The organism is Nodularia chucula CCY0103 (assembly GCF_963923915.1).
Lineage (GTDB): Bacteria > Cyanobacteriota > Cyanobacteriia > Cyanobacteriales > Nostocaceae > Nodularia > Nodularia chucula.
In genome coordinates this window covers 1-13014 of record NZ_CAWUOL010000042.1, presented here as the reverse complement: position 1 = coordinate 13014, position 13014 = coordinate 1, and the positions used below count along the sequence as shown (strand labels likewise).

15 protein-coding genes are annotated in these 13014 nt (G+C 40.4%); 11 read left to right on the top strand and 4 right to left on the bottom strand.

Annotated elements, in window-relative coordinates:
• Positions 1-46: 46 nt before the first annotated feature.
• Positions 47-661 (bottom strand): SMI1/KNR4 family protein, encoded by a 615-nt coding sequence (locus tag ACM0OP_RS13215; protein WP_414528876.1) that lies wholly within the window; start codon positions 659-661, stop codon positions 47-49.
• Positions 662-880: 219 nt separating this feature from the next.
• Entirely contained in the window at positions 881-1366 is a 486-nt protein-coding gene (locus ACM0OP_RS13210; protein WP_414528875.1) for an allophycocyanin, read from the bottom strand.
• Positions 1367-1509: 143 nt separating this feature from the next.
• Between ACM0OP_RS13210 and rlmD the strand changes: the two genes are divergently transcribed.
• Both rlmD and ACM0OP_RS13200 read left to right on the top strand, forming a co-directional pair.
• Entirely contained in the window at positions 1510-2916 is a 1407-nt protein-coding gene (gene rlmD / locus ACM0OP_RS13205; RefSeq protein ID WP_414528874.1) for a 23S rRNA (uracil(1939)-C(5))-methyltransferase RlmD, read from the top strand.
• Between the two features lie 382 nt (positions 2917-3298).
• Positions 3299-3754 carry an ATP-binding protein gene (locus ACM0OP_RS13200; protein ID WP_414528873.1) on the top strand — a complete coding sequence of 152 codons (456 nt, stop codon included), beginning with the start codon at positions 3299-3301 and terminating at the stop codon, positions 3752-3754.
• 88 nt (positions 3755-3842) lie between these two features.
• On the opposite strand, the gene ACM0OP_RS13195 is transcribed toward ACM0OP_RS13200, so the two are convergent.
• Complete coding sequence (locus ACM0OP_RS13195) at positions 3843-4121, bottom strand: DUF6439 family protein (protein WP_414528872.1); 279 nt, start codon at positions 4119-4121, stop codon at positions 3843-3845.
• Between the two features lie 119 nt (positions 4122-4240).
• Here ACM0OP_RS13195 and ACM0OP_RS13190 point away from each other — a divergent pair, with 119 nt between their 5' ends.
• The 5 genes from ACM0OP_RS13190 (at position 4241) to ACM0OP_RS13170 (ending at position 7656) form a co-directional block, all read left to right on the top strand.
• A complete protein-coding gene (locus ACM0OP_RS13190) occupies positions 4241-4594 on the top strand; it encodes a sll0565 family protein (RefSeq protein WP_414528871.1) in 354 nt (117 codons plus the stop codon).
• An 86-nt stretch (positions 4595-4680) separates the two neighbouring features.
• A complete protein-coding gene (gene asnS / locus ACM0OP_RS13185) occupies positions 4681-6072 on the top strand; it encodes an asparagine--tRNA ligase (RefSeq protein WP_414528870.1) in 1392 nt (463 codons plus the stop codon).
• Between the two features lie 145 nt (positions 6073-6217).
• Complete coding sequence (locus ACM0OP_RS13180; protein ID WP_414528869.1) at positions 6218-6517, top strand: type II toxin-antitoxin system RelE/ParE family toxin; 300 nt, start codon at positions 6218-6220, stop codon at positions 6515-6517.
• A gap of 11 nt (positions 6518-6528) precedes the next feature.
• A complete protein-coding gene (locus tag ACM0OP_RS13175; protein ID WP_414528868.1) occupies positions 6529-6822 on the top strand; it encodes a HigA family addiction module antitoxin in 294 nt (97 codons plus the stop codon).
• Positions 6823-7398: 576 nt separating this feature from the next.
• Entirely contained in the window at positions 7399-7656 is a 258-nt protein-coding gene (locus tag ACM0OP_RS13170; protein ID WP_414528867.1) for a hypothetical protein, read from the top strand.
• A 698-nt stretch (positions 7657-8354) separates the two neighbouring features.
• Here ACM0OP_RS13170 and ACM0OP_RS13165 read toward each other — a convergent pair.
• Positions 8355-9032, bottom strand: a complete 678-nt coding sequence (locus tag ACM0OP_RS13165; protein ID WP_006194611.1) for a response regulator transcription factor — start codon at positions 9030-9032, stop codon at positions 8355-8357.
• A gap of 1065 nt (positions 9033-10097) precedes the next feature.
• Between ACM0OP_RS13165 and groES the strand changes: the two genes are divergently transcribed.
• The 4 genes from groES to ACM0OP_RS13145 all read left to right on the top strand — a co-directional run bounded on the left by groES (position 10098) and on the right by ACM0OP_RS13145 (position 12972).
• Positions 10098-10409 carry a co-chaperone GroES gene (gene groES / locus ACM0OP_RS13160; RefSeq protein ID WP_414528866.1) on the top strand — a complete coding sequence of 104 codons (312 nt, stop codon included), beginning with the start codon at positions 10098-10100 and terminating at the stop codon, positions 10407-10409.
• Between the two features lie 101 nt (positions 10410-10510).
• Positions 10511-12148, top strand: coding sequence for a chaperonin GroEL (groL, locus tag ACM0OP_RS13155; protein ID WP_414528865.1), 1638 nt, complete (start codon positions 10511-10513; stop codon positions 12146-12148).
• Between the two features lie 187 nt (positions 12149-12335).
• Entirely contained in the window at positions 12336-12656 is a 321-nt protein-coding gene (locus tag ACM0OP_RS13150; protein ID WP_414528864.1) for a hypothetical protein, read from the top strand.
• A 1-nt stretch (position 12657) separates the two neighbouring features.
• On the top strand, positions 12658-12972 hold the full coding sequence (locus ACM0OP_RS13145) for a toxin-antitoxin system TumE family protein (RefSeq protein ID WP_414528863.1): 315 nt from the start codon (positions 12658-12660) through the stop codon (positions 12970-12972).
• Positions 12973-13014: the final 42 nt, after the last annotated feature.

Here is a 13014-nt window from a genome sequence, read left to right as displayed (position 1 = left end):
CTAGTGTTGATTTCAGTAAATCGACAAAAATATATAGCTCACTAATTCAGTAAATGAAGCTTCCTTGCTCAACTACTGTTTGCATTAGTTCATAAAAAGAACGATAGCGATTTGCACCTGGAAGCTTATTACCAAATTGCCATGCTTCTAACTCTTGATTATCAAAAACTACATCAGGAATTAGCAAAAGAATATCGCCATCATCACTGTCACTACTAATTTCTAAGGCGTTTTGTAAATATTCACATCTTAAATGAATACAATCTTGTTCTTCACCATAGGCGAAGTATAAATTATCGGGAATGCTGGGTCTTTCATCAGTATATGGAACCCAAGCATCAATCCACTCCTGATTTCTGGTGGAAAACCATGCTAATTCTTCTGTTGACCAAAGTTTGATTTCTGTCCAGTCTGCATTTCGCCAACCGTTAGAAACTTTCAGAAATTCTCGGTAGGAAGGCGGAAATTTAATGCCTAAACGTGTCTCAGCAGTAATAATCTGTTGTTCTGTTGCTCCTGGATAACCGAGCCAACCAGATTGACGGAGTTCGGGTGTAAGTTTGGGTTCTCTGGTTATATCCTCCTGACACTCTTTTATGTCATATTCAATGAGTTTTAAACTGAATTGTTGGAGTAAGTTCTCCCAATCAAATTGAGCCATGTGTTTTGCCAAAAGACATTTTATATTTTATCAGGGCTGATGCCACTGGCGGAATAGGCTTTCACACTGCCGTTAAATTTCTGGTAAAATTTCCCCACACTTGTTGTATAACCTGACAGATATTTTGCCAAAGCTATGACCAAGTATGGGGAGGTTATGATCAAACAAGAAATCTTATGGTTTTAATACCTTACGATCCAAAATTCAACACTAGTTTGATTAGGACATTGCTTGAATGATGTAATCAAAGTAAGGTGCTGCTTCGGCTGCATCTTCTGCACTCAGTAAGTCAAGAGAGGCTGTTTTTAAGGCGTTGATAGCTTCTACCATACCGGGGACTGGAACGCCTAAAGAGTTGTACATTTCTCGCACACCAATTAAACCAATTTTTTCAATTGGATCTTTGTCGCCAGCAAGTACGCCGTAGGTAATGAGGCGCAAGTACCAGCCAAAGTCACGGATACAGAGGGAACGTTGACGTTCGCCGTAAGCATTACCGCCGGGTGCAATAAAGTCAGGACGTTTTTGCCAAAGCTTTTTGGTGGCTTCTTGAACAATCTTTTTTTCGTTCTCAGCTAAGGTCGCAGCAATGCGTGTCCGTTGTACACCGGTTTGCAAATAATCTTTGATGTTTTTGAGTTCGCCACTGCTGGGATAACGCAGTTGGTCGTCGGCTTGGAGAATAACTTGGCTAATGACAGTCATAAGTCTACGTAATCACGCGAAATATTATTTGTTAGTTTAACGAGTTGGAGGTACAGAAAGAAAGGAAAATTAAGAATATGTAGGGAGTGGGGAGTGGGGAGTGGGGAGTGGGGGGAAAATGAATAACAATGATTAATAACTAAATGACTAAACAACAGGGTGAGTTAATTGAGATTGCGATCGCCGACCTGAGTAATACGGGTGAAGGTGTGGGACGCTGTGAGGATCTGGTGGTTTTTGTCCCCGATACTGTTCCAGGCGATCGCGCTATAGTTCGCTTAGTACACGTTAAACCTAAATACGCTCACGGCAAACTCTATGAGCTATTGGAACGATCTCCTCATCGAGTCCGACCGAGTTGTATTGTGGCTGATAAGTGTGGTGGCTGTGAGTGGCAACATATTAACTATGAATATCAACTCTTAGCTAAACATCATCAAGTTATCCAAGCTTTACAACGGATTGGTGGTTTTAGCAATCTCCCAGTTGATCCCGTGCTAACGACAGATGCACCTCTGGGTTATCGCAATAAGGCTACTTATCCTTTAGGAATTTCCGCCACAGGTCAGGTACAAGCTGGTTACTACCAAAAAGGTAGCCATCAATTAGTGAATTTGAATCAATGTCCTGTGCAAGATGCACGCTTCAATCCTTTATTGGCTGAAGTTAAGCAGGACATCCAACAGCGCCGTTGGCGAATTTACGATGAACGCAAACACCAAGGACAAATCCGCCATCTAAGTTTACGCATTGGACGGCGCACTGGTGAAATGTTATTGACTTTGGTAGTTAAAGATTGGAATTTACCAGGAATTGAAAATCAGGCACAGGAATGGTTAAAGCGCTATCCCCAGTTAGTGGGTGTGTCGTTAAATCGGAATGGCGATCGCACAAATGCTATTTTTGGTTCTGAAACTCGTTGTATTGCTGGCGTTTCCTACTTGCGAGAAAAATTCGCCAATTTAGAATTTCAAGTCCTTCCCGATACATTTTTCCAAGTTTATACAGAAAGCGCAGAAGCACTATTACAGGTAATTGAATCTGAACTAAATCTTCAAGGACAAGAGTTGCTAGTTGATGCTTATTGTGGTATTGGGACTTTGACTTTACCTTTAGCAAAACAAGTCCGCCAAGCCATAGGCATAGAATTACAACCAGAAGCTGTACAGCAGGCAATTTTAAACGCACAGCACAATGAAATTAATAATGTCACATTCCAAGTAGGAGCAGTAGAGAAATTGCTGCCAGAAATGGAAATCATCCCAGATGTGGTGTTACTTGACCCACCCCGGAAAGGATGCGATCGCGCCGTCATCAATTCTTTACTGCGATCGAAACCTTCACGCATAGTTTACGTCAGTTGTAAAGTAGCCACTCTTGCCCGCGACCTGAAATTATTATGCCAAGAGGGGCAATACACCATTAAACGGGTGCAACCTGCCGATTTCTTTCCCCAAACAGCCCACGTCGAAGCCGCCGCCTTTCTTGTGCTATCAGATGGGGATAGGAATAGTGAATCTTTGCAAAAAAATCAAATTGCAAATTCCTAGTCTAGTGCATACCAAGAATGCTAAAATAAAATTAACCTCAAAATAAAAACTATTTTGTGACCAAGATTAAAGTTACAGAAATGTAAACAACACAGATAAGATTGTCTAAACTAAAAATAGGCGATCGCCAGATTATCCTATCGATTTAGACCAACATTTTCAGTCCTTTTATTTGCTAATTAACTGCACAAGCAGTTCTTTGATAACCATTTTATGTATCAGCAATCTCAGCTTATAAACAGAGTCAATGCTCCCTAGCATTTTCAAAATTTTAGTATTTCAAGACGCAAGTTTGAAGGCAGCATGATCACCTCAAATTTTATCAGGGTGCGTGTAATAGCAAACTGATGTCTAGCTAACTGAAAGCTACGGGGTTTCTCTAGTGATTACCATTTCCCTCCGTCCCGTTGGACGCAATTGGGGTACGATTAGTTTCGCCTCAACCCTCTATTTATGCCCAATTTTAGATTTACTGTTGGCGGAAATTCCCACCAAACTCCAAGCAGAACTGCGGCTAGGACTCCAAGAAGCCTTAGTCAATGCAGCTAAGCATGGTAATAATCTTGATCCTAGTAAAATAGTTCTAGTCCGGTTTTCATTAATAGATAATCAGTATTGGTGGGTAATATCAGACCAAGGACAAGGCTTTATTCCCGCATCTCCTGATGATGAAGACCCAGACCCAACAGATTATTTACCCCCAGACGAGTCAGAAAATGGCCGTGGCTTGTGTCTTCTCCACCAAATTTTTGATCAAGTACAGTGGAATCGCAAAGGTACAGAATTGAGGCTGTGTAAAGAAATGGAAAATCGTCGCCGTTTGTCTTTGAAATGGTAAGAATTGGGGACTGGGGATTGGGGATTGGGGACTGGGTATTGAGAAGTAACAATCAATCTTTCACCCCTGCACCCCTGCCTCTTTCTCCCTACTTATCCCCATGACTTGGACAGGGAGGTGCAGAAATGGAGCGATTTAACCAACCTACGGCTTGTTCTAATCTTACTATGGCTTCTTGGGGCTGATTTTGCACAAGATACAACACAGCTGCTGCGGCTTGTTCACTAGCGCGAGAATTGCGGTTAGACTTGAGACGATGCCAATCTTCAGGTGAGATACTTAGCCTTTCCATTAAAACTTGAGCTAGTTCTAAAGTGGTAAATTCATTTAATTGAGTGCTTTTAGGCAGTTGCGTAGGTTGAGACATAATTTTAATTTCTGCGTGTAAGATTAACCAAGGATCAACAGTTTCTATTAACCAAGGGCGAAATCAAGGTTAAAATTTTGAGTATTAACTAGCATCTAACCATAGTTTACTACTTGAGAATGAAGCCGCCTAAACAATCAGAGTCATCAGGGGAAAATCAAGAACCGGATTTTGAGCAAGAACTGCAAGATATAGAAGCAGCCCTGTTCACTGTCAAAGAACGTTACAATCAGGTGCAAAGCGATCGCCAAAAACAGGGAGAATTACAACAGCGTCGCCGGGAATTGCAACAGCACAAACCCCAGTCACCACAAATCAAAGCCGAATTAAAGCAAATTAAACAGCAGTTAGAAATATTAGAAATCAACTTAGAAAGCCAGTTATTTTCTTGGGGTAAACCCTTTTGGCAAGCTGTCCGCTTTGGTGGAATAGGAGTTATTATAGGCTGGATATTAAAATCCTATGCTGGGTAATCCTAATTTTGGCTGTGGAATTAACTTAAATGTTAAGATTGCCTAATATCCGCTTATATACATTGACAAAATAGCAGTTATATAATATGTTAAATCGACGAATTGCGGAAGTATTGCGGAGTGGTCAACCTGATGATTCCCTGGTAGTTAAAGGTTGGGTAAGAACCAAACGGGATTTAAAAGGATTTGCTTTTATAGAAGTGAATGACGGTTCATCACTAGCTAACTTGCAAGCCGTAATTAATCAAGATTTACCAGACTACGAAGCTATTATCAAAAAACTGAATACAGGTGCAGCTGTGGAAGTGAGTGGAGTGCTGGTAGCTTCTCAAGGTAAAGGACAGCGCATTGAATTACAAGCTGCATCTGTGAAAGTCTACGGTGAAGCTGATCCCGAAACCTATCCTCTGCAAAAAAAACGCCACTCCTTTGAATTTTTACGCACAATTGGACACTTGCGATCGCGCACTAATTCCTTTGGTGCAGTATTCCGAGTCAGAAACGCCTGTTCCGCCGCCATTCACCAATTCTTCCAAGAAAGAGGCTTTTTATGGGTACATACACCCATAATTACAGCTAACGACTGCGAAGGCGCAGGAGAACTATTCAGCGTTACCAGCTTGGATTTAAAAAACATTCCCCGCACAGAAAGTCAAGCCATAGATTACACCCAAGACTTTTTTGGTAAACCCACATATTTAACAGTTAGCGGACAGTTAGAAGCAGAAGTCATGGCCATGGCCTTTTCTAACGTCTACACCTTTGGCCCCACATTCCGCGCCGAAAATTCCAACACCTCCCGCCACCTCGCCGAATTTTGGATGGTGGAACCAGAAATGGCTTTTTGTGACCTAGATGAGAATATGGATTTAGCCGAAGCATTTCTGAAACACGTTTTTCAATATGTCTTAGAAAAATGCCCAGAAGACATGGAATTTTTCAACCAGCGCATTGATAAAACCGTCTTAGAAACAGCCGACAATATTATTAATAATCAATTTGAGCGCTTAACTTATACAGAAGCCGTCAAATTATTAGAAAAAGCCAATGTTAAATTTGAATATCCAGTTAATTGGGGCTTAGATTTACAATCAGAACACGAACGCTATCTAGCCGAACAACTATTTAAAAAACCTGTCATTGTCACAGATTATCCAGCGCAAATCAAAGCCTTTTATATGCGTGTGAACGAAGATGAAAAAACCGTCCGCGCAATGGATATTCTCGCCCCTAAAATTGGTGAAATTATAGGCGGTTCCCAAAGAGAAGAAAGATTAGATGTATTAGAACGCCGCATTTTAGCCCAAGGAATGCAACCAGAAGACTTGTGGTGGTACATGGATTTACGCCGTTATGGTACAGTTCCCCATGCAGGTTTCGGCTTAGGTTTTGAAAGACTCGTGCAATTCATGACCGGGATGGCAAATATCCGTGATGTCATACCCTTTCCCCGCACACCCCAAAGCGCCGAATTTTAGTAATGCATTGTATTACTGTCAGGGATTGTCTAGGCTAAATTTGTGCAGCAAAACAAAGATTTATCCCTTATTATGATTGTATGAGTTACAAGTTACGTAACCCACAACTCTGGTTGCTTTTTATTGCTGTGCTGTTGGTTTTGATATGTCTCCGTCAGATGAACACCCTAAATATCGTGATACAAGGACGGAAGACTTTGCAAATGGAGAAAGGGTTAAAAAGTTTCAGGCTTTTGAAAGGCAGGCGTATAAACGTCTAGACATTTTAGAAGCTGCTCCTAACAAGGAAGCATTAATGCAACTGCCAAGTAATCGTTTTGAAGCTTTATCAGGAGACAGAAAGGGTCAATATAGTATCCAAATCAATCATAAATGGCGGATTTGTTTTAATTGGCCTGATGATTCTCCTACACCATTCAACATTGAAATCGTAGATTATCACTAAAGGAGAATTATATGGCACGTCCACCTATTCACCCAGGAGAAATTCTGGCTGATGAAATTAATCAACTGGGTATAACTGCTAGTGAATTAGCTGGTAAACTCAATGTCCCAAAAAATAGAATCACTGAAATCATTAATGCACAAAGAGGGATAACAGCCGATACAGCTTTAAGGCTAGGTTATTATTTTGGCACTGGTGCTGAACTTTGGATGAATCTTCAAAAGAATTATGAACTTAAGGTAGCTGAAGAAACAAACGGTAAAGCGATTCGAGAAAGTATTAAACCGTATATTTTAGTTACTTGAAATTATTTACGTAGTCAGGTAAGAAGCAAAGCTCACATAAATCAACAGCCTCACCTACTATTAGCCATGTTATGATCTACAAAAATTATACTAAAAATCTCTACATGACTACGATGGGTGAGGTTTTGAAAGATTTAATGGTCGAGTTTGAGCCGATTTTTTTTAGTTTTCAGTTTCCGCAGGACTATGAAAGTTCCCCAGAAACCAAATAGCCCCAACGTTATTATCAGTATCACTTAAGTTACCAAAACTTAGAGCATAGCTAGGGGCTGCTACCGCCCCCATAGTAGGATTGAACTAGCCCCAGCCAGGAGCATAAGATGCGGCGGAAATTTCATTGATTTATCTCTAAAAAATATACTCAATTCAGGCACTATCACTTTAAAAGTGTGAGTGTGAGTGTAATCGTGTCAATTATTTCGTGTATAAAAAAAATAGATAGTTTTCTCACACAAAAAACGTAATTTTGTGATAAATATCTATTGGAATTAAATATAAAAAGGGATGTGAGCGTAACCCACCATTAACCGAAACAAGATAAAATGGTGGTAATTATCTTCAGATAAGGTCGAGAATATGAGTAAAATATTAACAATTCAATTGTCAGATGAGTTAGAACATCAATTAAAAACTGAAGCTGAAAAACTCAACTTATCTTTAGAAGAATTAGTTTTACAATCCCTTGGTAAAACACTAAAGTTGCAATCTTCTTATGAAGAAGACCCTCTTTTACCTTTATTGGGGACATTAAGATTTGAAAATTCTGATATGGGAGAGAATCATGATCAATATCTCCAAGAAAGCGGAAAACAGGAGTTAAAAATTGCCGAATAAGGTTTTTATAGATACTTCGGGGTGGGCTAACTTATTCGTTTCTACTGAATCTTACCATCAGCAAGCAAAGCAGTGGTTTGAGGAAGCACGAAGACAAAATTTAGAAATGATCAATATCTTGCTCCAATGGAGTCGGAGTATTATTTTGAGGAGGACGAAAAAAGTTATTGGACATAGTAAAATTAATTATGTGGCTAAGAATATACAGACAGAAAATAATTGTCAACTACATAAACTAAATTATCTCGAAAACACGGGAAAAGCAAATAGAAGCGCATCATAAATCATACCAATCCTACAAAGCTAGATTCAAAGCTACTGTTACGGCCGCTATTCAAACTCAAGATTATATGAGACATGGAGCGAATTTAACTACGCGTCTGCGGTGAAGCCTAAATTTTTGTTATATAAAGCTTGATCAACCCCTAAAAGCTATATTTCCTTTGCGGTTGCCCAGATGGGAGATTTGCGTGGGGTGATGTAGTAATATTTTTAGGTGATATCCGGGTTGGAACATCGCAGTTAAGGACTGTAATATGAATTATGAATCATGAAGTTTGAATTAAAAAATCCAAATTTAGCTTCACAATTCATAATTTATTAACTCTCAAACTGAAGTCAAAATTCCATACAGAGGTTGGGTTTTGAGCTACTTGGTTCTAACTCAAAACTCATAACTTCCAAAATCAGCCGAAAGTTTAAGCCATTTGATTTTCAATCGCCCAACGCGCCAGTTCAGTGCGGTTGTGGAGATTGGTTTTGCCCAACATATTGGACACATGGCTTTCAACTGTACGCTGACTAACGTTTAATTCTTCAGCAATTTCCCGGTTAGCTAAACCCCTAGCGACAAACTGTACTACTTTCAGTTCGGTTGGGGTCAACTGGACATCAAAGGGAACCTGAATACGGGAACCGTTTTCGCCTCCTTTAGCTTGGTGTTCTTTCCAACGAGTAGTTTGCTTCAGGGAAGATTCTACTTGTGCTACGAGTTCTTCTGGTTCAAAGGGCTTGACCATATATACGTCAGCCCCTTTATTTAGACCTTTAACTCGGTCTGCACTTTGTCCTTTTGCTGATAGGAAGAGTACAGGAATCCAGCCGGTGCGTTCATTCTGTCGGACTTGTTCTACAAAAGTGTATCCGTCCATTTCCGGCATCATTACATCACAGATGATCATATCTGGAATATCTTGTTCAAGGATTTCCAGAGCTTCTCTTCCATTTTCGGCAGTGTTGACTTCATAGCCTCTGAATTCCAGGTAATCCTTCACCAGCAAGATGAGGTTCGGGTCATCATCAATCAATAGCAGTCTTTTGTGATCTTTCATGCTGGGCTCTTTCATAGCAGTGGCACTTGTCGCGCTTCGGTCCATCAATATCTGGAATGGTTATCCTTGATGGTGGCTCGTTCAGATGTTGTCCGTTTTTCTACTTAACTTGCCTTTGTTTTCCACAAGTCTTAAAAGTGGTGGTCACTTTTAATTAGACAAATAGTTCATTGGCAAACTTCCGGTAAGGATACGTAGAGCAGTAATATTTATAATGCGTTATTATATATCGCTTTGAAAGTGGGGGGTTAAAAAAACACTCATTAAATCATTATCCTTCCGATTTATGATGTACCTGTTGGTTCAAGATGACCCTAACTTCAAAACAACCCGCACTTTCATATACTTACTGCCTTACTCTATCCTGCGGATGTTAAGCCTATATCAACTCTTGACAAGCAAGTAGGGAGATTATCGGCAAAAGATGGGTTAAAAATACATATTTTTCCACCATCATTATCCTTATCAACTGTTCTGGGATGATTTGCTCAATAACTTCTGGTTTTGCTTGGCAATACCATGCACCATCTGGGTAGACCACCATTATCGGTGTAGAACTACAAACTCGCAAGCAATTGGCTTTAGTCTTAACGATGCAAATGGGAAGCTGTCGTGGGGCTGATCAAGTTTAAACTCTTGAATCCGCCGTTTTTTTGCAGTATTCCCAATATCTCACACTAACTTGTTTTGCACAGAACTTGGCAACTGTCTTGTCAGGACAGATGAAAATTTGTCGCTGATTTTTGCTATCCCTAAAGCTTGTCAACAATTACTTAAGGCTGTGTAATCTAGAATTTGAATGGTTTTAGGGATGTGATGGTGGCACTGGATCACTGTAATCTTACTCATCGAGCAGCACCCTGATTACAGTTCTATAACAATTTCCTGGCTTTGAAAATAAATTTAGCGATATAAAAATATTCGTAACTTACCGAGCAAAACCTGACAGATCAAAATATTTGAGTATTTATACTTAAGTGATTTAGCCATACCCTAGTGCGGGAACCCGTACTCACTTCCTCGTTGCTATTGTATGCTGCTTTTAGGTAAATTAGCACTCAGGAGTTGAGAGTGCTAACTCTAAGAGAAGAAAAAAGAAAATAAATATTTATGGCAGCTGTAACTTTAAGCGTTTCCACAGTTAAACCTCTAGGCGATCGCGTTTTCGTAAAAGTAAGCGCCCCCGAAGAAAAGACCGCAGGTGGACTGTTTTTACCCGATAATGCCCAGGAAAAACCCCAAGTAGGCGAAGTCGTCGCTCTTGGCCCTGGTAAGCGTAATGATGACGGTAGCCGTCAAGAATTAGACATTAAAACCGGCGATAAAGTGCTGTACTCCAAGTACGCTGGCACTGACATCAAGCTCGGCACAGAAGAATACGTACTGCTTTCAGAAAAAGACATCTTAGCAGTCGTTGACTAAAAGGGAGTGGGGAGTGGGGAGTAGGGAAGTATAAGCCCAATACCCAACGCCCAACGCCCAATTCCAAATTAAATTGACTTACTCCCTGAATAGAGACCAATATGGCAAAACGCATTATATACAACGAAAACGCTCGTCGCGCCCTGGAAAAAGGCATTGACATCTTGGCTGAGGCCGTAGCTGTTACCCTTGGCCCTAAAGGTCGTAACGTAGTTCTAGAAAAGAAATTTGGCGCTCCTCAAATCGTGAATGATGGTGTCACCATTGCCAAAGAAATCGAATTAGAAGACCATATTGAAAACACTGGCGTGGCTTTGATTCGTCAAGCTGCTTCCAAGACCAATGACGCTGCTGGCGATGGTACTACAACTGCCACCGTTTTGGCTCACGCGATGGTCAAAGAAGGCTTACGCAACGTTGCAGCAGGCGCTAATGCAATTTCTTTGAAGCGCGGTATTGATAAAGCTTCCGCCTTTTTGGTAGAGAAAATTGCTGAACACGCTCGTCCAGTAGAAGATTCTAAATCCATTGCCCAAGTTGCTGCGATTTCAGCTGGTAACGACGAAGAAGTCGGTCAGATGATTGCCCAAGCAATGGACAAAGTAGGCAAAGAAGGCGTAATTTCCCTAGAAGAAGGGAAATCTATGACCACCGAGCTAGAAATCACCGAAGGGATGCGCTTTGAAAAAGGCTATATCTCTCCTTATTTCGCTACCGATGCTGAACGCATGGAAACGGTTTTTGATGAGCCTTTCCTGCTAATCACCGATAAGAAGATTGCTTTGGTACAAGACCTCGTACCAGTTTTAGAGCAAGTAGCTCGTTCTGGTCGTCCTTTGGTGATTATCGCCGAAGATATTGAAAAAGAAGCTTTAGCAACTTTGGTAGTTAACCGCTTGCGTGGTGTACTGAATGTTGCGGCTGTGAAAGCTCCTGGTTTTGGCGATCGCCGTAAAGCGATGCTAGAAGATATCGCTGTTCTGACTGGTGGTACATTGGTAACAGAAGATGCAGGTCTGAAGCTAGAAAATACCAAGCTGGAAAGCCTGGGTAAAGCTCGCCGTGTCACCATTACCAAGGACACAACAACAATTGTTGCTGAAGGTAACGAAGCTCCTGTGAAGGCTCGTTGCGAACAAATCCGTCGTCAGATGGACGAAACCGAATCTTCTTACGACAAAGAGAAGCTGCAAGAACGTCTGGCTAAACTCTCTGGTGGTGTAGCTGTGGTGAAAGTGGGTGCAGCCACTGAAACCGAAATGAAAGATAAGAAGCTACGCCTAGAAGACGCTATCAACGCTACCAAAGCTGCTGTAGAAGAAGGGATTGTTCCCGGCGGTGGTACAACTCTAGCTCACCTTGCTCCTGAATTAGAAACTTGGGCAAAAGCTAATCTCAAAGATGAAGAGTTGATTGGTGCTTTGATTGTCGTTCGTGCTTTACCTGCGCCTTTGAAGCGGATTGCTGAAAACGCTGGTCAGAACGGTGCTGTAATTGCTGAACGTGTGAAAGAGAAAGATTTCAACATCGGCTACAACGCTGCAACCAACGAATTTGTTGATTTGTTAGAAGCTGGTATTGTTGACCCTGCTAAAGTAACCCGTTCTGCGCTGCAAAACGCTGCTTCTATCGCTGGTATGGTGTTGACAACCGAATGTATCATTGTTGACAAGCCTGAGCCTAAAGATGCTGCTCCTGCTGGTGGCGGTGGTATGGGTGGCGGTGACTTCGATTACTAATACTCCATAGTCACATAAATTGAAAAACAGCTGCTTCTCGCGTGGAGGTGGCTGTTTTTTTTGAAATCGAACCGCAGAGGGCGCAGAGAGAAGAATTAATCAGGTCTATCTCAGCAGATTAGAAAATGCTGTACATTGTATAGTATCATCAGTATTTTTTTTTAAACAATCAAAAGAAAGCACCAAAATGACAACTCAAGAAAAAATCCTCAATCAATTACAAGTGCTAGAAACTCTCTCTAAACAAGGAGCTTATAGTGATAGATTTGTTTTAGCTTTAAGAAATATTATTGTCGAAGAAATTAATAGCATTGAAGAACAAACTCAAGAAATAGAAATTGATTTACAAACTTTTGAACAAGAATATCAATTATCCTCTGAACAATTCTATCAACAATTTAAAGCCGGTGAATTAGGAGATGGAATAGATTTCGTTGAATGGAGTGCTTTTTATCAGATGTGGTATTCATTACAAGAACGATTAAATATTCTTAAATCTCAACTTTAATATGATTTCTCAGCAATATATTACAGAGATTAAAGCAAAATTAAATAATAATAACTTAATTATCAAGATTGAAATTATTAAAGAAAGAGCTATCCCAGAACAAGGGTATTTTCGAGCCAGACTAACTTTAAATAACGGAGATTTTTTAGAAGTAGCTGAATTTTTTAAGGTAGAAAATGAAAAATGTATTACAATAACTTACCGTTATCAATGGATGAATCCATCTCAAACTCAATTAAAGAAACGTTGGGATAATGTCGAGCATTTTCCTAATTTACCTAACTTTCCCCATCATGTTCATGTGCAGAAATGTTGAATCTCGTTACAAAACTTTACATATTCAGGTATAGTAGTTTTA